The sequence below is a fragment of the Massilia atriviolacea genome (genome assembly GCF_003953935.1).
GTDB classification, from domain to species: domain Bacteria; phylum Pseudomonadota; class Gammaproteobacteria; order Burkholderiales; family Burkholderiaceae_D; genus Telluria_A; species Telluria_A atriviolacea.
Map to the genome: position 1 here is coordinate 131,290 of NZ_RXLQ01000005.1, position 22,169 is coordinate 153,458.

The following is a 22,169-nucleotide window of genomic DNA, read 5'->3' on the forward strand; positions in this document are numbered from 1 at the left end:
GCGCCCGTTGATGGTCGTTATCGAGCGCGATGCTCTTGTTTGCCCGAATCGTAGGGGACCCGCCGCAATGGCGCCAATCGCGTTTTGGCGGCTGCCGATACCGATCCGGGTATCGGCAGCGCCTCCGTCAGGCGGGAAGGACGCCGCAGGGGCAAGCGTATCGATGGGCTTTCGCGACAGTCCGACTACTCCTCGTTCTGCCAGAACGGCCCATTCTCGACGAACACCGCCGTCGTGCGCGGCGGGATGCTGAAGGTGCCGCTGGCGCGCTCGTAGGTCGCCGTCTTCGCCAGCGTGTCGCTGTCCGACTTGCGCTGCACCTTGTGCAGTCCCAGCTTGCGTCCCTTGAGTTCATCGATCGTGATGGTCTTGGCGACCTTGTCGACGTTGAAGAAGGTGGCTACGCTGCCGTACTTCGCGCCCGGATAACGCCGGCCGTCGATGCTCATCGCGATCAGGCCGGCGACCTGCTGCGGTCCCGTGTTGTGGAACCTGAGCCGCTCGCTCACGTCCCTGGCGCTGCGCAGGCGGAACAGGGTGCTGTCCTTGCGGATTTCCAGCAGGTCGAGGAAGTAGTCGCGCGCCGACACGATCGCCGCCGCATCCGGCATGATCCGCGCATTGGCCAGGATCGGCGCCATGAATTCCCAATTGGCCTTGTTCACGCCCGCCATCGGCAAGCCGACGCCGAAGTTGTTCGACTGGTAGGTGAAGTCGAGGCGGTTGAACCAGTCGCCCGCGTTGTAGCTGTCGCGGTCGAGCGACTTCGAACGCAGGATTTCCTGCCCCGCGTGGAAGAAGGGCACGCCCTGCGACAGCATGTTGATCGCCGCGCCCAGGTTCTGCACGCGCACGCGGTCGGCCAGGCTGGTCGACTGCGGCAGCTTGAACGCATTCAGGTCGAACAGGGTCTGGTTGTCGTGCGCTTCGACGTAGTTGATGGTCTCCGCCGGACTGGCCGCGAACCCCGCCTGTTGCCCGAAGTAGTCGATCTGCGCATTCTTGCGCACGGCGCCGGTGCGGTCGGTAAAGCTGTAATCGCGCAGGGTGCCCGACAAACCCACCTTGACCAGATCGCCCAGGCGCAGCAGGTCGTCCTTCGTTTGCGTGCTGGTCGCATTCGGATCGACAAAAGCGCCGTTGATGAAGCCCTGCTGCCCGATCAGCTCAGGCCCGCCATCGCAGCAGCCGCCGCCACGCACCGCGTCGCGCAAGCGGTCGTTGAAGGAGCCGACGCCGGTGCCGAACATGTTTGCCTGGCGCGCCTGCACGAAGCGCGCGTCGTTGCCGACCGTACCGAAGTTCCAGGCTTCGCCGTACAGGTAAATGTCGCGCTGCGCGGCGCGGTCCACCTTCTCTTTGAGTTGCGTGATCACCGACAGCGGCGCCATGCCCATGATGTCGAAGCGGAAGCTGTCGACCTTGTAGTCGGTGGCCCAGGTGACGACGGAATCGGTCATCAGCTTGGCCATCATCGCGTTCTCGGCGGCGGTGTCGGCGCAGCAGCTGTCGTTGATGATGGCGCCGCTCGCATTGAGGCGGTAGTAATAGGCCGGCACGATCTTGTCGAGCACCGACAGCGGGCCTTGCTGCGAGCCGCTGGTGTGGTTGTAGACCACGTCCATCGTCACCCGCAAGCCTTGTTCGTGGAGCGCCTTGACCATGGCGCGGAACTCGCGCACGCGCACCGCGCCGTCGTTGGCGTCGGTCGCGAAGCTGCCGTCGGGCGCGCTGTAATGGACCGGATCGTAGCCCCAGTTGAAGCAGTCGCTGTCGCCGCTGGCGGCCACCGCCGCCTGCTGCGCCTCCGCGTTGGCGGCGGCGTTCGGAATGCTTGGGGTGGTGCAGCCGGTTTCATTCACGCTGGCGATGTCGAAGCTGGGCAGCAGGTGGATGTGGCTCATGCCGGCGCGCTGCAGCGCGCGCAGGTGGCGCATGCCGTTCGACTGCACATCGGTAAAGGCCAGGAATTTGCCGCGATGGGCCGGCGGCACCGTCATGTCGCTGGCGCTGAAATCGCGCACCTGCAGTTCGTACAGCGCAATGTCGGTCGGATGATCGAGGCGCGGAATCGGGTGCAAGTCCCAGCCGGGCGGTTTCAATGTGGGGCTATCCAGGTTCGCGACGAAGCTGCGCCCGCCGTTGGCGTTCAGGCTCAGCGAATACGGATCGGTGACCACGTTGGCGACCACCCTGTTATCGGCCCAGCGCGACAGCACGTTCACGGTGTAGGTATAGTAGGCGCGGTTGGTCCAGGCGGCATCGGAAGCGGTGTAGTGCCACACGCCGCTGGCCGCGTCGCGCGTCATCGGCACGCTGCGGGCGTTGGCGCTCGTGGCATCCGGGTAGACATTGAGCGACACCGATCTGGCGGTCGGCGCCCACACGCGGAAGGTCGGCACGCCGGCCCGGCTGAAGGTCGCGCCGAGCGCGCTGTTGGCGGCGGCCGGCGCGAACAGCGCGTCGAGCAGGCCGCTCGTCTGCAGCGACGTGACCTGAACCAGCTTGCCGGCCGCGTCGAACTGCGCGATGGCGAACTGGCCGCTCACCTTGGCCGGCAGGCCGGCCACGTCGGCGCTGGAGAGCGTCAAAGCGGTCGACCCGGCCAGGTGCGGATATTTTTCCTGCAGTGCCGGCGCCAGGGCGCCGCTCACGCGCAGGTCGATGCTGCCGTCGGCGCCGGTGACGCCGCCCGGCGCCGAACCGAGCCCACCGTCGGCCGCGTAGAACAGCTTGTAGCTGGCGGCGGCCGGTGTGCCCGGCCATACCAGGGTATCGGGCGCGAGCCAGTGCGCGGCGGCGTTGGCCAGGTTGCCGAAGCTGATCGCCGGGGCGCTGGTGTAGACCTTGCAGTCGCCTTCGAGCAGCCAGGCTTCCTGGCCGCGGGTGGCGATGTCCGGCGCAAAATCGCTGGCCTGGTCGCTGGCGCAGTTCTTGTTGCCGCTGCCGTCGGTGAGCAGGAAATCGATTCTGGTCTTGGTGGGGTCGAGCGGAATGTCGACATAGCCGCCGAAGCTGTCGGTGGACGTCAGCATGAAGCGGTCCTTGATCCATTCCACGCTCGGCTTGGCGGGGCCGGACCAGGAATACACGCCCCATTGCGCTTCGTCGCGCTGGGCGCGCCGGTAGTGCAGGCGGATGGTGTTGGGCGCGATGCTCGCCACCGAGACGGACGCGCGCTGGACCGATTCCGTCACCGTGCCTGGCGCGTCGGCGCCGCTGGTCCCATCCGAGCCGCCGCACGCGGCGAGCAGGCCTGCGCACAAGGATGCGCCGAGTAAGGTCGATGGGAATCGTGAAGTAATGAATTGTGAAGTAATGAATCTTGAAGTAATGAATTTTGAAGTAATACTACCTAGAGAATGCATGTGCAACTCCTGAAGAGGGGATGTGCAGCGGCGCCCTTGTCCTGAGTACGTCGTTTTTGTGACGCCGCTGTTAAATGGCGAAAAGCCGATGTAATATTACTACACATCGTTTGGGGAATTGTACGAAAATCAAGGCGAGCGCCGTCCAGCGCCGGCTTGGGGCGAGCTTGCGGCAGGGGGCAGTAGGGAAGCGGCCGGCGTAGCCGGGCTACGCGCAGCTCAGGGCAGGGCCCAGAGCCAGCGCACGATGTGGAAGAAGACCGGCGCTGCGAAGCCGAGCGAATCGAGGCGGTCCATGTAGCCGCCGTGGCCGGCGATGCCGGTGCCCCAGTCCTTGGCGCCGAGCGAACGCTTCACGCCCGACATCACCAGCCCGCCCATGACGCCGCCGATGACGATCAGCGCGGCCATGCCGGCCGCTTGCAAGGGCGTGAATGGCGTGACGAAGGCCAGCAGCGCGCCGATCCCCATGGTGGCCAGGCCGCCGCCGATCAAGCCTTCCCAGGTCTTGTTCGGACTGAGTTTGGGGACCATCTTGTGCTTGCCGAAGAGTTTACCGAACACGTATTGCAGCACATCGCTGATCTGCACGATGAAGACGAAGAAGAACAGCAATTGCGCGTTATGGCCCTGGAAGGTCGGGATATCGAGCATCAGCAGCGCCGGCGCGTGGCTGACGCCGTACACGCAGAACATCACCGCGAACAGGATGCGTGAATTACGGGACAGGAAGTCGTCGGTATCCTGGCTGATCGCGCTGGCGGCCGAGATGAGGAAGAAGACATACACCGGGATCATGATCGCGAACAGGCCGTACCACTCGATCCACAGCAGCCAGTACTGGGCCGGCAGGGCGATGAAAAAGGCGATGAACAGCGGCCAGTAGTCGCTCTTGCGGGTCGGCGTAAGGGTGAGGAACTCGCGCAGCGCCATCAGCGAGGCGAAGCCGAACACCACGATCGTCATGTAGCGGCCCAGCACCAGCGCCGAAAACAGCACGCCCGCCATGATCCACCACGCGTTGATGCGCGCGTTCAGGTTGACGATGGTGGCGTTGCCGGGATTACGCAGGCGCAGCACGAAGCCGATGGCGGAGGCGATGACCAGGATCGTCAGCAGGATCTGGCCGGTAAGCAGGAATTGGGGCGTCATCGGGGGCGTCTCAGAACGTATCGGCCAGGTCGCATACCGCCTGGTGCATGCGGGCGATGAATGTGTCCTTGTCTTCGCCGCGGTCGTTGTACAGCGGCGCGCCGAAGTGCGAGCGGCACAGCAGCGGCAGCGGAAACGGCGCGCCCTTGGGCAGCGCGCGGTGCAGGTTTTGCTGGTAGACCGGGACCAGCGCCAGGGTCGGGCGGTCCTTGCTCAAGTGGTACAGGCCCGACTTGAACTCGCCGGGCAGGGTGGTATCCCGGCGCGTGCCTTCAGGGAACACGATCAGCGAATCGTTCTGGTCGAGGGCAGCTTTGAGCGGCAGCAGCGCATCGGCGCCGCCTTTTTCGCGGTCGACCAGCACCACGTTGAGCAGGGTGTGCGCGATATAGCGGCGCAGGGCGGTCTTGTCCCAGTAGTCGGCGCCGGCGACGGGACGGGTGCGGTCGCGCATGGTTGGTGGAATGGCGGCCAGCAGGCCGGTGGTATCGAGATGGCTGGTGTGATTGGCGAAAAACACGCAGGGATGGGTGGGCCGCACATCGTAAAAAGCGGCGCCGCCGACGACCAGGCGCTGCAGGCCGAGCAAGGCATCGCGCTGCAGGCGGAAAAAGGGATTCACTGTGTCGCTTTCGATTCGGTGCAAAACGGCCCAAGTGTAAATGTTATTTAACTGTCTATCAACATTATTATTTTTACCTGCACAACTATTCCCTAACCGGGGTCAGAGCTTTAATGAGCAATTAATTGCACCGCGCCACACCGGGGTCAGAGCTTTAATGAGCAATTAATTGCACCGCGCCACACCGGGGTCAGAGCTTTAATGAGCAATTAATTGCACCGCGATATAGAGATAATGCTCCGTGGATCGGGCTGTGCCGACCCTATCATGGCCCTCCTGAGCAGATCCAGAGGCACACGTCCGTCGCGTGAGCACGTGGGGATGTGCGGCGGCTATCAGAGTGGAAATAGTTTCGAATAAAAGCTCTGACCCCGGTTGTAGGAGGTTGGAGCTTGATGTCGGGGGGTGTCTGACCTCTGTCGGGCAATGTGTCGAATCAGAGGTCAGACCCCGGTGGAGGCTTAGCCTTGGGCGATGCGGCTGGCGATGTGGGCGAGGGCTTCGTCGACCTGGTCGATCAGGATCAGGCACAGGTCGCCTTCGCCGAGGCGCGCCAGCGCTTTGTCGATGGCGACGAATTCGCCGTTGATTTCGTCCACGTGGGTGGTGCGGACCGCCCCCGCCAGGCCCTGGCGCAGCAGGGCGACGACTTCGCCGTCGGCGCGCCCGCGCTGGCACTGGTCCTGGTACAGCAGCACGTCATCGAAGGCGGCGCCGAGGATCTCGGTCTGCTGGCGGATGTCTTCGTCGCGCCGGTCGCCGGCGCCGCTGATGACCACCGAGCGCCGCTTGGCCGGCATGCTCTCGACCGCGCCGACCAGCGCCAGGATGGCGTCGGGATTGTGGCCGTAGTCGGCAATCACGGTCGCGCCGCGATAGCTGAAGACGTTGAAGCGCCCCGGCGCATTGTCGCTTTCGTTGGCGAAGGACTTGAGGCCGGCGCGGATGTCGTCCCAACTGGTGCCGACCGCCCACGCGGCAGCCACCGAGGCCATCACGTTGTCGACCTGGAAGCCGATGCTGCCGCCGCGCGTGATCGGCACGTCGGCCAGCGCGATGCGATGCTCGGTCTTGCCTTGCGCCGCGACCAGCATGGCGCCGTCCACGTACACCACGCGCTGACCCTGGGCGCGGTGGGTCGACATGACCGGGTGCCCGGCGTCCGCCGTGAAGAAGGTGACGCTGCCACGGCAGTTGTTGGCCATGTTGACCACCGCCGGGTCGTTGGCGTTGAGGACCGCGACGCCGCTGTCGGCGACGTTCTGCACGATCACGCGCTTGAGCACCGCCAGGTCTTCGACCGTGGTGATGTAGTTCAGCCCCAGGTGGTCGCCGGCGCCGATGTTGGTGACCACGGCCACCTGGCAGCGGTCGAAGGCCAGGCCTTCGCGCAGCAGGCCGCCGCGCGCGGTTTCGAACACGGCGGCGTCGACGTCGGGATGGAGCAGCACGTTGCGCGCGCTGCGCGGGCCGCTGCAGTCGCCGCTGTCGATGCGGCGCCCTTCGATGTAGACGCCGTCGGTGTTGGTCATGCCGGTGCGCAGGCCGCCGGCGGTGAGCAGGTGGGCGATCAGGCGCACCGTGGTGGTCTTGCCGTTGGTGCCGGTGACGGCAACCACGGGAATGCGGCCGTCGTCGCCGTCGGCGAACATCGAGGACATGATCGCTTCGCCGACCGGACGGCCTTTGCCGAACGAGGGCGAGAGGTGCATGCGCAGGCCCGGCGCGGCGTTGACTTCGACGATGCCGCCGTTCTGTTCTTCGATCGGTTTGAGCACGCTGTCGCACACCAGGTCGACGCCGCAGATGTCGAGCCCCACCATGTGGGCGGCGGCAATCGCGCGCGCCGCCACTTCGGGATGCACGTCGTCGGTGACGTCGCTGGCGGCACCGCCCGTGGAGAGGTTGGCGTTATTGCGCAGGACCACGCGCTGGCCCTTGGCGGCGACCGATTCGGCCACCAGCCCTTGCTTGGCCAGGCTGGCCAGGGCGATGTCGTCGAAGCGGATCTTGGTCAGCGAGGTGGCATGGCCATTGCCGCGCCGCGGGTCGAGGTTGACCTGGTCGACCAGTTCGCGCACGCTGTGCTTGCCGTCGCCGACCACCATCGGCGGGTCGCGCCGTGCGGCGGCAATCAGTTTGTTGCCGATCACGAGCAGGCGGAAGTCGTGGCCGGGCAGGTAGCGTTCGACCAGGATATCGTCGCGGAATTCGGCGGCGGCGTGGTAGCCCGCCACCAGCTGTTCGCGGGTGGTGACGTTGACGGTGACGCCCTTGCCCTGGTTGCCGTCCTTCGGCTTGATCACGACCGGCAGGCCGATTTCCAGCGCGGCGGCCCAGGCGTCGTCCGGGTCGGCGGCGACGCGCCCCAAGGGCACCGGCACGCCGGCGGCGTGCAGCAGTTTCTTGGTCAGTTCCTTGTCCTGCGCGATCGATTCGGCAATCGCGCCGGTGCTGTCGATTTCGGCGGCCTGGATCTTGCGCTGGCGGCTGCCCCAGCCGAACATGACCAGGCTGCCGTCGGTCAGGCGCCGGAACGGGATGTTGCGGGCCACGGCGGCCTGCACGATGGCGCCGGTGCTGGGGCCGAGGCGCACGTCTTCGTCGAGGTCGCGCAATTGCGTCAGGGCGGCGCCGAGGTCGAAGGCGGTATCGGCGGCGGCGGCGGCGCACAGTTGCGCGGCCAGGTCCATGGCCAGGCGGCCCACCGCTTCTTCGGAATACTCGACTACGACCTGGTAGGTGCCCGCTTCGGGCGTGGCGGTGGTGCGGCTGAAGGTGACCGGGCAGCCGGCTTGCGCCTGCAGCGACAGCGCCGCCAGTTCCAGCACCTGGGCCATGGTGATGGGGTCGTAGTGGCCGAGCGTCTGCAAGGCGCTCATGTCGGGGAACAGCGCGCGCAGGCGATCTTCGAAGCCGGGCAGGGCGCCGACATCCTGTTCCGCACTGGTGCAGGCGACGATCGCTTCGATCGAGGTGTGGTGGCTCCACAGGTTGGGACCACGCAGGGCCCGTACGCGAGATACTTCCATAAACGGTTTCATCCTAAGTGTTGCGCTGGTGCGTCGCTGCGCCCTCGGGCGTTGACACTGCCGGCAGCCCGGCCATCGGGCCGGGTGCTGTGTTGTTAAAGTTTGCCTTTGGCCGCTTTGTCCGCCGCCGTGTCGAAGGTCCGCAGGCCGGCGCCGATCAGCGCGGCCGGCACGTCCAGCGCCCATGCCGCCGCCACCGCCGCCAGCACCGTGTCGGGATGCCTGGCGGTGCCCGGCTTGAGCGTGGACATCTGGAACAGCACCGTTTCCTGTGCGCCGTCGCCGAGCACCACGTCCTGGCCGCGCATGAACACCGCGCGTTCGCCGGCGGCGCGGTGCGCTTCGATGACGGGCAGCGCCGGGTCGAGCGCGTAGAAGATCACGCGCCCGTCGCACAGACCGGCCAGGTCGGCCACGCGCGCGTCGGCCGCGTTGAGGACCGCCGCGCCGTCGGGCAGGATCACGTCGACCTGGCTGCGGATCACGTTGGCCATGCCGTCGGCGTCATGGATGTGGAAGTCCGCCAGCGCTTCCTGGCCGTCCATGTCGGTCACCACGCCGACCGCGCACTTGTCGTAGGCCAGGCCTTCGGCCAGGATCATGCGCGCATTGCTTTCGAAAACGGCCGCTTCGACGGTGCGGTTGATCAGCAGGCGCTGGCCGGCCTCGAAGGTCATGGCGTTCTCGCCGGAGACCTGGCGCTGGTCGAGGTACAGGCCCTGGCCGCTGACCACGCCCGTGTGCTTGCCGGTCAGGTGCAGCAGGCAGCCGATCAGGCGCGCGATCAGGCTGGTGCCCTTGGATCCGGTCACGCCGATGATGGGAATGCGGCCGCTTTCGCCGTCCGCGAACAGGTGCGCGATGATGGCCGTGCCGACCGGGCGCGCCGCGCCCTCGCCGGGTTTCAGGTGGGCCAGCAGGCCCGGGCTGGCGTTGACTTCGATGATGGCGCCGCGCTGCTCGTCGAGCGGGCGGGTGATGTCTTCGGCCACCAGGTCGATGCCGGCGATGTCCAGCCCGACGATGCGCGCTGCCAGGGCGGCGGCGTGGGCGATCGAGGGGTGCACCTGGTCGGTGACGTCGATGGCGACGTTGCCGTTCGGCTGGATCAGCACTTTCTGGCCGGCTTGCGGCACCGACTGCGCGCTCATGCCCTGGCGTTCGAGTTCGAGGATGATTTCGCCGGAGACGTCCGGCTTGACGGGGCTGAGCGGCGCGTCTTCGCCTTCGCCGCGGCGCGGGTCGATGTTGATCTGGCTGTTGACCAGGGCGACGATGTCGCCCACGCCGTCGCCGGTGACCCACAGCGATTCGCCCTTGGCGGCAGCGACCATGCGCGTGCCGACCACCAGCAGGCGGTGTTCGTCGCCGGGGATGAAGCGCTCGACGATGACGCTGGCGCTGTCGCCCTTGCGCGCCGCCAGCTCGTAGGCTTTTTCGACGTCGGCCTGGGTCATCAGGTTGAGCGAGACGCCGCGCCCGTGGTTGCCGTCGTAGGGCTTGACGACCACCGGCAGGCCGATGTCCTGCGCTTCTTCCCAGGCTTGCCCGGCGCTGCGGACCAGGCTGCCCTCGGGCACCGGCACGCCGCACGATTGCAGCAGGGTCTTGGTCAGGTCCTTGTCGCTGGCGATGCTCTCGGCAATCGCGCTGGTGCGGTCGGTTTCGGCGGTCCAGATGCGGCGCTGGGCGGCGCCGTGGCCGAGCTGCACCAGGTTGCCGTCGGTGAGGCGGATGAAGGGGATCCGGCGTTCGGTGGCCGCTTCGACGATGTGCGCCGTGCTCGGTCCCAGGCAGTGGCGGTCGACGATGTCCTTCAGCCTGGCGAGCGCGCCGTCAAGGTCGTACGGCGTGTCGTCGATGGCGGCCATCAGCAGGGCGCGGCCGGCGTCCAGCGCGGCCAGGCCGACCTGTTCCTGGCGCGTGCGGAAGGCCATCTTGTAGACGCCCGCCTCGCCGGTGGAGCGGGTCTTGCCGAAGCCGGTGCGCATGCCTGCCAGGTTTTGCAGTTCGAGAACGACATGTTCGAGGATGTGGCCGGACCAGGTGCCTTCGCGCAGGCGCTCCAGGAAGCCGCCGCGCTCGCCCACGCCGCAGCGGTGCTCGATCAGGCCGGGCAGCCAGGCCGTCAGGCGCTCGTACAGGCCGGGCAGCAGGTTCGACGGAAACTCTTCCAGCGCGCCAATATCCAGCCACGCCTCGATCACCGGGCGATAGGTCCAGATGTTCGGTCCGCGCAGGTGGCTGACCCGCAGAACGCTGATTTCTTTCTTCTTTGTCATGTCGTTATTTCTTGATAACAGGCTTGGCGTTGTTAACGCCCTAAGACCTCGTGAGGCTTTTCGAAGCGCATCATGTTGTATACTTGCTAGAGACGAAGCTTACCGTGCTGAACCGATTTCTGCCAGTCTGGATTCCCGAACGCGTCGCGCGGGCCTGCTTCGCGGCACGCCGGTACGGCCTTCTCCGGGTGCCCTGCTGCCGGCGCCCATGTTGAACAATTTCCGCCCGTAAATTCGTGGCCCAGAGCCGGAACCGCACTACGATGACTATTGATCCATCTGTTTCTCCTATGACGACGGGCAGCGGCCCGCTTTCCCTGCCTCCACACTGGCAGGCTGATGTCGCTAAAAAACTTGCACCTGGGGAAAACGTTTTAAGTGGCGTCGAGGTTGACCTCGATGCCAAATTGCGCTTCAAAAAAGGCCTGGTGGTCGTCACCAGCCGCCGTTTGCTGGCGCGCGCGCCCGGCGAGAACGATTGGCGCGAGTGGACTTTCCGCCCGGGACTGTCGCTCACGCACCACGACCACGCCGGTGTCGGCCATCTGCAGTTGCTCGACGAACAAGGTTTGCTGGACGCCTGGCGCTTCACGCTGGGGCAGAACCTGCACGCGATCCGCGTGCTCGACCACTTCCGCGAGCAGCGCGACAGCGTCCTGAGCGGCTTGCCGGTGCAGTCGGCCGAGCAGAACGTGTGCCCGAGCTGCAAGGCGCCCCTGGAACCGGGGCAGGATGAGTGTCCGATCTGCACCAAGGTGCTGTACACGCCGCCGTCGACCTGGACCCTGTTCCGCCTGTGGCGCTTTGCCAGGCCCTACAGCGGGCAGCTCGCGCTCGGCTTCTTCCTGATGCTGGCCAGTACCGCGGCGCATATGATACCGCCGTATCTGACCATGCCGCTGATGGATAACGTGCTGATCCCGTTCCAGAACGGGCAACCGGTCAACAAGGAACTGGTGTGGCTGTACATGGCCGGCCTGTTCGGCTCGGCCGTGCTGGCCTGGCTGCTGGGCTGGGGCAAGACCTATGTGCTGGCCCTGGTGTCGGAACGGATGGGGGCGGACTTGCGCTCGGCCACCTACGAGCACTTGATGAAGCTGTCGCTCGAGTATTTCGGCGGCAAGCGCACGGGCGACCTGATGTCGCGCATCGGCAGCGGCAGCGACCGGATTTGCGTGTTTTTATCCTTGCACCTGCTCGACTTCGCGTCGGACGTGCTGATGATTATCATGACCGGCGTGATCCTGTGTTCGATCAATCCGATGCTGGCCGTGATTACCCTGGTGCCGCTGCCGTTCATCGCCTGGATGATCCATATCGTGCGCGACCGCCTGCGCACCGGTTTCGAGAAGATCGACCGGGTCTGGGGCGAAGTGACCAACGTCCTGGCCGATACCATTCCCGGCGTGCGCGTGGTGAAGGCCTTTGCCCAGGAAAAGCGCGAAGCGACCCGCTTTCGCGATGCCAACAAACATAACCTGGCCGTCAACGATAAATTGAACCGGGTCTGGTCGCTGTTTTCGCCGACGGTCTCGTTCCTGACCGAACTCGGTTTGCTGGTGGTGTGGGTATTCGGCATCTGGCTGGTATCGAACAAGAACATCACGGTCGGCGTGCTGACCTTGTTCATTACCTACAGCAGCCGGTTTTACGGCCGTCTCGATTCGATGAGCCGCATCGTGTCGGTGACCCAGAAGTCGGCCTCCGCCGCCAAGCGCATCTTCGATATTCTCGATCATGTGTCGAGCGTTCCGGAGCCGGCCAATCCGGTCAGGCTGGATAAAATCGAAGGGCGTATCGATCTGCGCGAAGTCGGTTTCCGCTACGGCAACCGCGCGGTCAATCGCGGCATTTCGCTCAATATCAAGGCGGGCGAATTCGTCGGCCTGGTGGGGCATAGCGGATCGGGCAAGAGCACCCTGGTCAATCTGACCTGCCGTTTCTACGATGTGTCGGAAGGCGCGATTCTGCTGGACGGCGTCGATATCCGCTCGTTCGCGGTGTCCGATTACCGCAAGAATATCGGGCTGGTGCTGCAGGAGCCGTTTTTGTTCTTCGGCACCATCGCCGAAAATATCGCCTACGGCAAGCCGCATGCGACGCGCGAGGAAATCATCGCCTCGGCGCGCGCGGCGCATGCGCACGAGTTCATCCTGCGCCTGCCGCAGGGCTACGATTCGATGGTGGGCGAGCGCGGCCAGGGCTTGTCGGGCGGCGAACGCCAGCGCATTTCGATTGCGCGCGCCTTGCTGATCGATCCGCGCATCCTGATCATGGATGAAGCGACGTCCTCGGTCGACTCGGAAACCGAAAAAGAAATCCAGAAGGCGCTCGATAACCTGGTGCAGGGCCGTACCACGATCGCCATCGCGCACCGCCTGTCGACCCTGCATCGGGCCGACCGCCTGGTGGTGCTGGACCGCGGCGTGGTGATGGAAGAGGGCAGCCACGATGAATTGATGGCGCGCGAAGGCGCGTATTTCCGCTTGTACGAGGCGCAGGCGCGCAACGTCGATACGGACATGGACGACAGGGAGTAATGATGGCAAGCGCTGCAAGTTCGGTATTCACATTAAGCCGCGACAGTTTCGGCAAGCTGACGCTGACGGCGGAAGACGGCGAGGTCCATGTCGGCGTGTCGCCGGTGCGGGCATTCCCGATCCAGGCGCCGCAACAGGGTATTTCGATGGTGCTTTCGAACGGCAAGGAAGTCGGCTGGATCGACAATCTGGGGGCGCTGCCAGCGCCGATTCGGGAATTGGTGCAAGATGAACTCGATGGGCGCGAATTCATGCCGGTGATTCACCATATCGTCCGTGTCAGCAGCTTTGCCACGCCATGCACATGGGAAGTCAATACCGACCGGGGCGATACCGCGTTTACGCTCAAGGGCGAAGAAGATATCCGCCGGATCGGCGATGCCTCGCTGCTGGTGGCCGATAACCACGGCATCCAGTTCCTGATCCGCGATATGTTCACCATCGACAAGCACAGCCGGAAGATTCTCGACCGGTTTTTATGATGGCGTTTTGACGGAGATTGCATGCACTATTTGTTATGTTATGACCTGGCCGCGGATTATCTTGAAACGCGCGGCAAATACCGCAACGAGCACCTGAAACTGGCGTGGGAAGCGCAGGAACGCGGTGAACTGATCATGGGCGGCGCGTTTTCCGATCCGGCCGATATGTCGGTGCTGTTCTTCCAGAGCGAGTCGCCGGCGGTGGTCGAAGCGTTCGCCAAAGCCGATCCCTATCTGCTGCACGGCGTGGTGACCGGCTATAAAGTCCGGCAGTGGAATACGGTGGTCGGCAAGGATGCCTTCACACCGATCCGGCCCGAGTAAGCGCCCACCCCACCAAACCGTCGCCCCCGCGCTGGCGGGGGTCCGTAGCACGCCTGACTTCATCCGAAAACCCATGCGCGCCTTCCCCGCCTCCGTCCTGCTGTTCCTCGCTTTTTTCCATGCCACCGTCCTCGCCGCCGATCCGCCCCAGCGGCCCAGGATCGGCCTGGTGTTATCGGGCGGCGGCGCCCGTGGCGTGGCCCATATCGGCGTCCTCAAAGTCCTCGAAGAGATGCGCATCCCGGTCGACTACGTGGTCGGCACCAGCATGGGCTCGATCGTGGCCGGCGCCTACGCGGTCGGCAACCGGCCGCAGGAACTGGAAAAACGCATCGCCGCCGTGGAATGGAACAAGGTCCTCACCGACAGCCCGCCGCGCCTGGAACGCTCGACCTACGCCAAGGCGACCGAGCGCAAGAACATCGTCAGCGGCGAGATCGGCTTTTCCGACCTCGAAATGCGCCTGCCGCGCGGCCTGAACTACGGCCAGCAGATCGAATTCTTCTTCAACACCCTGGCCGCCCGGACCGGCGACGTCACCCACTTCGACGAGCTCGACATTCCCTTCCGCGCGATTGCCACCGACATCGAAAACGGTAAGATGGTCGTACTGGACCGTGGCGGCATCGCGCGCGCGATGCGGGCCAGCATGTCGGTGCCGGGCGTGTTCGCCCCGGTCGAGATCGACGACCGCGCCCTGCTCGACGGCGGCCTGGTGCGCAACCTGCCGGTCGACGTGGCGCGCTCGATGGGGGCCGACATCATCATCGCCGTCAACCTCGGCACGCCCTTGCTCAAACGCGACAAGATCGTCTCGGCCTTCGGCGTCGGCCAGCAGATGCTCAATATCCTCACCGAGCAGAACGTCGAAGCCTCGCTGCGCGAACTGACGGCGAAAGACGTGCTGATCCTGCCGCAGCTGGGCGACTTCAGCGCGGCCGACTTCGAAAACTCCGCCAAGACCATCGCGCTGGGCGAGGCCGCCGCGCATGTGGCGGCCGACCGGCTGGCGCCGCTGGCCTTGTCCGAGGCCGACTTCGCGGCGCATCTGGCCGCGCGCGCGGCGCGCCATCCGCCGGCGGTCAAGGTCAATTCGGTGCGGGTCGATACCAAACAGCTGAAAAATGTCAGCGAGAGTTTCATCAACCGCAAATTCTCGATCAAGCCGGGGCAGGCATTCAGCACGGCGGAACTGCACGCGAACATGAACAGCCTGTATTCGACGGGCGACTTCGAAAATGTGACGCACCGCTTCGAATATGGGCCGCAAGGGCGGACCCTGGTGGTGGAACCGGTCGAAAAGGAATGGGGCCCGAATTACCTGCAGGCGGGCGTGCGCCTGTCGACCGACCTGGCCGGCGAAAGCGACTTTACGATCTTGCTGGCGCATCGCGGCAAATGGCTGACCCGCTCCGGACTGGAATGGCGCAATACCGTCTCGCTCGGCCAGTTCAATTCCTTTACCTCGCAGCTGTACCAGCCGCTGGGCGGGGCAAGCCGCTGGTTCCTGGCGCCGACAGTGCGCTTTTCGCAGAACAAGGATAACCTGATCATCAACGACAAGGCGGTGGCGACCTACAGCGCCAAGCACGCCTCGGTCGGCCTCGACCTGGTCAATCACGTCGATGACGACAGTACCTTCAAGGTCGGCCTGGAACGCGGCACCGAACGGTCCGACCCCAGCATCGGCTTTTCGGAACTGACCAACGAGAAAAACCAGATCGGCGTGGTCAAGTTCGACTACGTGCAGGACCGGCTCGACGACTGGGTATTCCCGTCTACCGGCAATTACAGCTTCGTGAATGCGCGCATCGCCCCGACCTCGGTGGGCGCCACCGCGCCCTACAAACGGCTCGACATGGGGCACGAAATGGCGTGGAACCGGGGCCAGCACCGCCTGAGCGTGGCCGGGCGCGCGGGCAAATTGTGGGGCGACGACCTGCCGCTGATGGAACTGTTTTCGCTGGGCGGATTCCTCAATCTGTCCGGTTACCAGGCGCGCCAGTTCCTCGGCGGCGATTACCTGTTCGGACGCGCGGTGTACACCCGCAAAATGACCTTGCTGGGCACGCGCAATGTGTATCTGGGCGGCTCGGTCGAAATCGGCAAGATGGCGCGGCGGGTCAACGGCGAACAAATGGCGCGGGTCCAGTTTGCCAATTCCGTGTTCGGCGCGGTCAATACCGCGCTGGGGCCGTTCACGGTGGCCCTGGGGGTGGGCGAAAACGGCAACCAGACCTTTTATCTGTTCTTCGGCAAGCCGTGAAGCGGCCCGGCGGCGCGGGCGCGCGATATTGCGCAGTCCTGACGCCGCTGTTTCCGCCCGTCGTCATGACGCTTCGGCAAGCAGGCCGGGAATGCGGGCCGCGACACCGCACTCGCCAGGCGCTTTCTTTATTTGGCCGATGCGATCCAGCGATCCACGCGCGCTTCCAGCAGCGGCAGCGGCAGGGTGCCGGCGCCGATCACCACCTCGTGAAACTGGGGCAGGCTGAATTTGTCGCCCATCGCCGTACGCGCCCGCTCGCGCAATTCAAGTATTTTGAGCGCGCCGATCTTGTAGCTCAAGGCTTGCGCCGGCCACACCATGTAACGCTCGATCTGGTTTTTGGCGCGCGCTTCGCTGTAGCCGAGCGTGTCGCGCGCATAGGCAATCGCCTGTTCGCGGGTCCAGCCTTTGGCGTGCATGCCGGTATCGACCACCAGCCTGACGGCGCGCAGCAATTCATCGTTCAGGTGGCCGAAGTAGGCTTCCGGATCGTCGTACAGGCCGAATTCGTGCCCCAGGGTTTCGGCATACAGGGCCCAGCCTTCGGTGAATGCCCCGATATTCGGATTTTCGGTATTGAATTTGCGGAAATCCGGCACATCGAGTTCCTTCAGCAGCCCCGCATGGAAATGGTGGCCGGGCTGGCCTTCGTGCAGGTACAGGGTCACCATGCCGGTGCGGCTGTATTGTCTGGGGTCGTTGACGACCGCCCAGAACACGCCCGGATGCGAGCCGTCCGCCGCCGCCGGCGTGTAGTGGTCCGACGCCGTGGCACGGGTCAGTTCGGGCTCCAGCTGCAATTGCAGCGGCGCCTTGGGCAGCAGCGAAAACAGGGCCGGCAGCCGGGTCTTGAGCTTGTCGTCGATCCGGCGATAGGCGTCGAGCACCTCGGCCTCGGTCTTGAAGGTCTTGAATTTGTCCTGCGCCTCGACCCATTGCGGCAGCGCCGCCGGCGCGCCGCTGTAACCGAGCCTGGGACCGAGCAGCGCCCATTGCTCCTGGATGCGCGCCACTTCCTTCAAGCCCAATTGGTGAATCTGTTCGGGATTCATCGATACCGTGGTGCGGTCCTTGATCTGCGCCTGGTACCAGGCGGCGCCATTGGGCAGCGCATGCCAGCCGTCGCTCGCGCGGCTGGCCGGCAGGTAGTCCTTTTCCAGATACACCGCCAGCCGCTCGAGGGCGGGGGCAAGCCGCGTGGCGATCGTCTTGCGATAGGCCGCTGTCAGGCGCTCCTTATCGGCCTGCGAAAACGCCGCCGGCAGGTTCCTGATCGGCGTGTAGAAGATATTCGCTTCCGGCGTGGCGCTGCGCAGTTGCTGGAACTGGGGCAGCATCGCCACCGTAATCGCCTTCGGCTGGACGATGCCGCGCTTGACGCCTTGGCGCATATTGGCGATCGCCTGGTCGATCCAGGCTGGCAGCTGGTTCAGGCGGTTCAGGTAATCCTGGTACTGGGCCACGGTATGCAAGGGTTGCGAACCGGTGCCGCTGGCGTAATTGGCCAGGGTGCCGGGCACGTTGTCGAAGTGGTTCAGCGGGAGCAGGTGTTCGGGGAATGCCTCCAGACTCAGGCCGCTATCGAGCTCGAACGCCAGCAGCGCGTAATTGAGCTGGTCCGCTTCGCCCAGGCGGGTGCGCGCAATGGCCTTCAATCGGGTTTGCATGCGCCGGTACAGGGCGAACTGGCGGCTGCGGTTTGCCGGGGAGATGCTCAGTCCCAGTTCGCCATTGAAGCGGCTGTCGCCGTTGGCGGTAATGAGCAAGGGGTCGAAATGCGCGCGCGCCCGGTAGAACGCGTCGGCCAGCTGGTGCAGCTGGCGCGCCGCGGACGACGGCGCGCCGGCCGGATTGTGAGCGGCCGGCGCGGCGGCGCAGCGCGATACAGGCGACATCAGTACGGCCAACAATGCCGTGCTGCAGAGCAGCGGACGGGAAAGGCTGAAACGCATGCAGGTTCCTTGGTCTTTGATTGAAGTAATTGAAACAGGATAGCGCAAACGGCCGCGACCGGGCAGTGCCGGCGGCGGTATGATATGCCGCGCGACGCGTTCCATGGCGCGTCGCGCGGATCATCCTTTTATGGAAGCGCCATGTCCGATTATTCGACTGTATTGCCGCACATTGTCGTGGTCACCTCCGGCTCGGCCGGCGACCTGTTTCCCTTCCTGCGGCTCGCGCTGGGCTTGCGCCAGCGCGGCCACGCCGTCACGCTGCTCGCGCCCCTCATGCACGAGGCGCTGGTGCGCCAGGCCGGCGTGGCGTTCCACCCCCTGCCGGCCGATCCCGCCGTGCTGGAGGATCCCGACCTGTGGCATCCGCGCCGCGGCTTCGGCGTCGTCTGGCGCGCCATGCGGCAAGGCATGGAGGGCATGCGCGCTTTCGTGGCGAGCTTGCCGCGCGAGCAGCCATGCGTGCTGCTGGTGCACCCGCTGGCGGTGGCGCATGCCGACCTGTGCCGCGCGGATCGGCCCGGCATCCGGATCGTGGCCGCTTTCCTGGCGCCGTCGAACCTGCGCACGGTGCACGACCTGCCGGTGCTGGGGCCGTTCCCGATACCGCGCTGGCTGCCGCTGACGCTGCGGCGCTGGCTGTGGAACATGGTCGAGACCACGGCCATCAATCCGGTCGTCGTGCCCGAGCTGAACGCATGGCGGCGCGCGCAGGGCCGTGCGCCCGTGTCCAGCTATCTGGAGGAGATGGCCGGGGCGCCCGACCTGTCGCTCACCTTGTTTCCGGCGTGGTTCGGCGGGCGCCAGCCGGACTGGCCGGCGCGGCTGCTGTGCGGCGACTTCCCGCTCTACGATCCGCATCCGCATGACGCCATCGCGCCGGCGCTGCTGGCCTTCATGGGCGCCGGCAGCGCCCCGATCGTCGTCACCCACGGCACCGCCAACCTGCACGCGGCCGCCTTCTTCGCCAGCGCACTGGCGGCGGCGCAGCGGCTCGGGCGGCGCATCGTCTTCCTCAGCGCGCACCGGGCACAGGTGCCGGCGAGTTTGCCGCCCACGGCGTTCTGGCAGGATTATTGCCCGCTGGGCGCCTTGCTGCCGGGCGCGGCGGCGCTGGTGCACCACGGCGGCATCGGCACCACGGCGGTCGCCCTGCGTGCCGGGACGCCCCAGCTGATCGTGCCGATGGCCTACGACCAGTTCGACAACGGCGCCCGCGTGGCGGCGCTGCACGCCGGCCTGACCCTGAAAGCCGGTCGCGCCAGCGCGCGCACCCTGGCCGATACCCTGCGGCGGCTGCTGCAATCGCCCGACATCCATGTCGGCTGCGCGGCAGTCAGGCAGCGGATGGCAGCCGGGAACGGGCTCGATGACGTGATCGATGTCATATCGAAAACGGTATCGAAAACCGGAAAAATATGATTGGATTGATTCTTTGGCTTTCCTTACTATCCGGTTCAAGGGCTAAAAATACCCAGGAATCATATAACTAGAGAATGCCAAGGAGACGTATGACATCGCATGCACAAGGCCGCGTCACGGCCAGACCCCGCACCCCCTTGACCTTGAAGCTGATCGTGGCCGCCCTGGCCGGGACCGGCATGCTGAGCGGCGCCTCGGTATGGGCGCAGGAGGCGATCGCGGCCGATACCACCAGCGTGGTCACCGTCTCCGGCGTGCGCAAGGCCGCCCAGAGCGCCCAGGCCATCAAGCGCAACGCCGATGAAGTGCTCGATTCCATCGTCGCCGAGGAAGCCGGCAAGTTCCCCGACAAGAACGTCGCCGAAATGCTGGGCCGTATCACCGGCGTGCAGATCCGCCGCGAAAACGGCGAAGCGCGCGAGGTCGTGATCCGTGGCTTGCCGGGCCTGGTGACCCTGCTCAATGGCCGCGAAATGTTTACCGCCGGCAAGGAGGGCCGCAGCCTGTACCTGGCCGACATTCCCGCCGCCATGCTGCAACGGGTGGACGTCTACAAGACCCAGGGCGCCGAGATGGTCGAGGGCGGCACCGCCGGCGTGATCGATGTGCGCACCGCGCGCCCGTTCGACGCCAAGGGCTTCGCATCGAGTCTGACGGCGCGCGTGGAAAACCGCGACAAGTCGAAAACCAACGATCCCAACCTGTCCGGCATGATCTCGAACCGCTGGAAAACCGCGTACGGCGAGATCGGCGCGCTGGCCGGCGTGTCCTACCAGGATGGCAATTACCACGATGAAGTCACCTGGAATTCGCCGCCGAAGGACCGGGCCGACGATCTCGGCGCCGGCATCTCCGCTCCGGACGAACTGGGCCATGTGCTGTACCAGGGCCAGCGCAAGCGCGTGGCCGGCAACGTCGCGCTGCAGTGGCGTCCGAATGCGGCCCTCGAGTTCTTTGCCGAAGGCATCTCGACAGAAATCCATCACGATGCCGAGCGCCAGTTCTACGTCGGCGCGCTCGGCCTGAACAAGAATTCCAGCTATACCTTGATCCCCGGCACCAAGCAAGTGCAGACGGTGACCTCGGCCAACAGCAATCCGTTCGCGCTCGGCTCGACCCAGGCCCCGCACGATTACTCGCTGGGCAGCCAGGGCGCCATCGGTGCGCGCTGGACTGTGTCGCCCGGCTGGCGCGTGACGACCGAACTGGCGCGTACCCTCAGCAAGGTGCGCCAGGAGTTTCCCATCGTCGACCTGGTGGCGGCGCCGCCTACCATCACCGGCAACACCTACGTGAACGGCGGCGCGCAGTTTTCCTACCCCGCTTACGACATGACGAACCCGAACAATTACCGGGTCGCCACTTTCTTCGACAACCACAGCCATGCCGAAAGCCGCGCCACCGACTGGCGCGCGGACGCCACCTGGAACCCGGAAGAAGAGGGCTTCATCAAGGAAGTGTCGACCGGCGTGCGGGTCGCCAAACGCAATGCGGCGTATGTGCACGAGCTGGACGGCTTCCGTCCCGCGCCAGGCACTATTCCACTGAGCTCGCTGCCCGGCCTGGCCTGCAACTCGATGCCGATGGCGGGCGACTACGGCATGGCCTCGTGGGTCACGCCCTGCGCTGGCTACATGCACGACCATATCGGCGACCTGCGCAAGCTGTTCGGCGACGGCAGCAAGTCGCCCGAGGACAAGCTGTCCCAGTTCAACAACCAGGAAACCACCTACGCCATCTACACCAAGGCCAGGTACGGCTTCACGGCCGGCACGATCCCGGTCGAGGGCACGGTCGGGCTGCGCGTGGTGCAGACCAAGGGCGTGCTCAGCGGTTATTCGCAATCCAATAACGTGATCCTGCCGGTCTCCAGCACGCCGTCGTCGACCGACGTGCTGCCGAATGCCACGCTCAAGGCCATGGTCCTGCCGGAGGTGCAGGCGCGCCTGACCGCCGGCAAGACCATGCAGCGCGCCAACTTTGACCAGTTCAATCCGGGCGTGTCCTACAATGTGCCGAGCACCACCGTGCAAGCGGTGGGCACGGGCGGCAATCCGGACCTGAAACCGATCGAAGGCAATAACTTCGATGCGGCGGCGGAATGGTACTTCGCCCCGACCGGTTCGCTCACGGCGACCGTGTTCCGCCACGATTTCAAGAACTACATCCTCACCAGTTCGACCAAGGAAAGCTACAACGGCATCGTGTACGACGTGAACCGTCCGCGCAATATGTCCAAGGGCAAGCTGCAGGGCGCGGAACTGTCGTACCAGCAGTTCTACGACAAGCTGCCGGGCTGGCTGGGCGGCTTCGGCCTGCAAGCGAACGTCACCTACATGAAGGGCGACCTGACCGACACCGGCGGCGTGCTCAAGCCGTTCGTGGGCATGTCCAGGCTGTCGTACAACATCGTCGGCCTGTACGAGCGCGGCGGCTGGTCGGGCCGCCTGGCCTACAACTGGCGCGACAAGTATGTGGACACCTTCAACTACCGGGGCCTGGGTTTCGACCTGATCGTCGACCCGATCAAGACCATGGATGCCTCGCTCTCCTACAAGGTCAGCGACGCCATGAGCGTCACCGTGGATGTGGAGAATTTGCTTGATCGCAAGTACCACGATTACCATGGCGTTGCCAGCAACCCGCGCGATATCCGCCGCTACGACCGCGTGGTGGGCCTGTCGCTGCGCTACAAGATGTAGGGCCCGGCTGCTGCTTGATCGT

The 22,169-nt window shown here is 65.2% G+C and carries 12 protein-coding genes; 6 read left to right on the forward strand and 6 right to left on the reverse strand.

Going from position 1 to position 22,169, the window contains the following annotated elements; all coding sequences use genetic code 11:
- Nucleotides 1-185 precede the first annotated feature (185 nt).
- From pulA to EJB06_RS11145, 5 genes are all read right to left on the reverse strand, one after another.
- Nucleotides 186-3,266 (reverse strand): pullulanase-type alpha-1,6-glucosidase, encoded by a 3,081-nt coding sequence (gene pulA, locus EJB06_RS11125; RefSeq protein ID WP_229427026.1) that lies wholly within the window; start codon nucleotides 3,264-3,266, stop codon nucleotides 186-188.
- A 321-nt stretch (nucleotides 3,267-3,587) separates the two neighbouring features.
- Nucleotides 3,588-4,520 (reverse strand): phosphatidate cytidylyltransferase, encoded by a 933-nt coding sequence (locus EJB06_RS11130; protein WP_126074097.1) that lies wholly within the window; start codon nucleotides 4,518-4,520, stop codon nucleotides 3,588-3,590.
- Between the two features lie 10 nt (nucleotides 4,521-4,530).
- Complete coding sequence (locus tag EJB06_RS11135) at nucleotides 4,531-5,142, reverse strand: lysophospholipid acyltransferase family protein (protein WP_126074098.1); 612 nt, start codon at nucleotides 5,140-5,142, stop codon at nucleotides 4,531-4,533.
- A gap of 461 nt (nucleotides 5,143-5,603) precedes the next feature.
- Nucleotides 5,604-8,174: a cyanophycin synthetase gene (gene cphA, locus EJB06_RS11140; protein ID WP_126074099.1), complete on the reverse strand. Its 2,571-nt coding sequence runs from the start codon at nucleotides 8,172-8,174 to the stop codon at nucleotides 5,604-5,606.
- Nucleotides 8,175-8,269: 95 nt separating this feature from the next.
- Nucleotides 8,270-10,456 carry a cyanophycin synthetase gene (locus tag EJB06_RS11145; protein WP_126074100.1) on the reverse strand — a complete coding sequence of 729 codons (2,187 nt, stop codon included), beginning with the start codon at nucleotides 10,454-10,456 and terminating at the stop codon, nucleotides 8,270-8,272.
- A gap of 290 nt (nucleotides 10,457-10,746) precedes the next feature.
- Here EJB06_RS11145 and EJB06_RS11150 point away from each other — a divergent pair, with 290 nt between their 5' ends.
- The 4 genes from EJB06_RS11150 to EJB06_RS11165 all read left to right on the forward strand — a co-directional run bounded on the left by EJB06_RS11150 (nucleotide 10,747) and on the right by EJB06_RS11165 (nucleotide 16,068).
- Nucleotides 10,747-12,996, forward strand: coding sequence for a cyanophycin metabolism-associated ABC transporter (locus EJB06_RS11150; protein ID WP_126074101.1), 2,250 nt, complete (start codon nucleotides 10,747-10,749; stop codon nucleotides 12,994-12,996).
- Nucleotides 12,996-13,478: a cyanophycin metabolism-associated DUF1854 family protein gene (locus EJB06_RS11155; RefSeq protein ID WP_126074102.1), complete on the forward strand. Its 483-nt coding sequence runs from the start codon at nucleotides 12,996-12,998 to the stop codon at nucleotides 13,476-13,478. The genes EJB06_RS11150 and EJB06_RS11155 overlap by 1 nt, the downstream gene beginning before the upstream one ends.
- Before the next feature lie 21 nt (nucleotides 13,479-13,499).
- Nucleotides 13,500-13,802: a YciI-like protein gene (locus EJB06_RS11160; protein WP_126074103.1), complete on the forward strand. Its 303-nt coding sequence runs from the start codon at nucleotides 13,500-13,502 to the stop codon at nucleotides 13,800-13,802.
- A 73-nt stretch (nucleotides 13,803-13,875) separates the two neighbouring features.
- Nucleotides 13,876-16,068, forward strand: a complete 2,193-nt coding sequence (locus tag EJB06_RS11165) for a patatin-like phospholipase family protein (RefSeq protein ID WP_164557891.1) — start codon at nucleotides 13,876-13,878, stop codon at nucleotides 16,066-16,068.
- 128 nt (nucleotides 16,069-16,196) lie between these two features.
- On the opposite strand, the gene EJB06_RS11170 is transcribed toward EJB06_RS11165, so the two are convergent.
- A complete protein-coding gene (locus EJB06_RS11170; RefSeq protein WP_126074105.1) occupies nucleotides 16,197-18,023 on the reverse strand; it encodes a DUF885 domain-containing protein in 1,827 nt (608 codons plus the stop codon).
- A 141-nt stretch (nucleotides 18,024-18,164) separates the two neighbouring features.
- On the opposite strand from EJB06_RS11170, the gene EJB06_RS11175 reads away from it, so the two are divergent.
- A complete protein-coding gene (locus tag EJB06_RS11175) occupies nucleotides 18,165-19,445 on the forward strand; it encodes a glycosyltransferase (RefSeq protein ID WP_126074106.1) in 1,281 nt (426 codons plus the stop codon).
- 89 nt (nucleotides 19,446-19,534) lie between these two features.
- Entirely contained in the window at nucleotides 19,535-22,147 is a 2,613-nt protein-coding gene (locus EJB06_RS11180; RefSeq protein ID WP_126074107.1) for a TonB-dependent receptor, read from the forward strand.
- Nucleotides 22,148-22,169: the final 22 nt, after the last annotated feature.

Coding starts and splice junctions, on each gene's coding strand:
- EJB06_RS11130 (WP_126074097.1), bottom strand. CDS start 4,520: ATGACGCCCCAATTCCTGCTTACCGGCCAGATCCTGCTGACGATCCTG.
- cphA (WP_126074099.1), bottom strand. CDS start 8,174: ATGGAAGTATCTCGCGTACGGGCCCTGCGTGGTCCCAACCTGTGGAGC.
- EJB06_RS11160 (WP_126074103.1), top strand. CDS start 13,500: ATGCACTATTTGTTATGTTATGACCTGGCCGCGGATTATCTTGAAACG.
- EJB06_RS11165 (WP_164557891.1), top strand. CDS start 13,876: ATGCGCGCCTTCCCCGCCTCCGTCCTGCTGTTCCTCGCTTTTTTCCAT.
- EJB06_RS11175 (WP_126074106.1), top strand. CDS start 18,165: ATGTCCGATTATTCGACTGTATTGCCGCACATTGTCGTGGTCACCTCC.
- EJB06_RS11155 (WP_126074102.1), top strand. CDS start 12,996: ATGATGGCAAGCGCTGCAAGTTCGGTATTCACATTAAGCCGCGACAGT.
- EJB06_RS11150 (WP_126074101.1), top strand. CDS start 10,747: ATGACGACGGGCAGCGGCCCGCTTTCCCTGCCTCCACACTGGCAGGCT.
- EJB06_RS11180 (WP_126074107.1), top strand. CDS start 19,535: ATGACATCGCATGCACAAGGCCGCGTCACGGCCAGACCCCGCACCCCC.
- EJB06_RS11145 (WP_126074100.1), bottom strand. CDS start 10,456: ATGACAAAGAAGAAAGAAATCAGCGTTCTGCGGGTCAGCCACCTGCGC.
- EJB06_RS11170 (WP_126074105.1), bottom strand. CDS start 18,023: ATGCGTTTCAGCCTTTCCCGTCCGCTGCTCTGCAGCACGGCATTGTTG.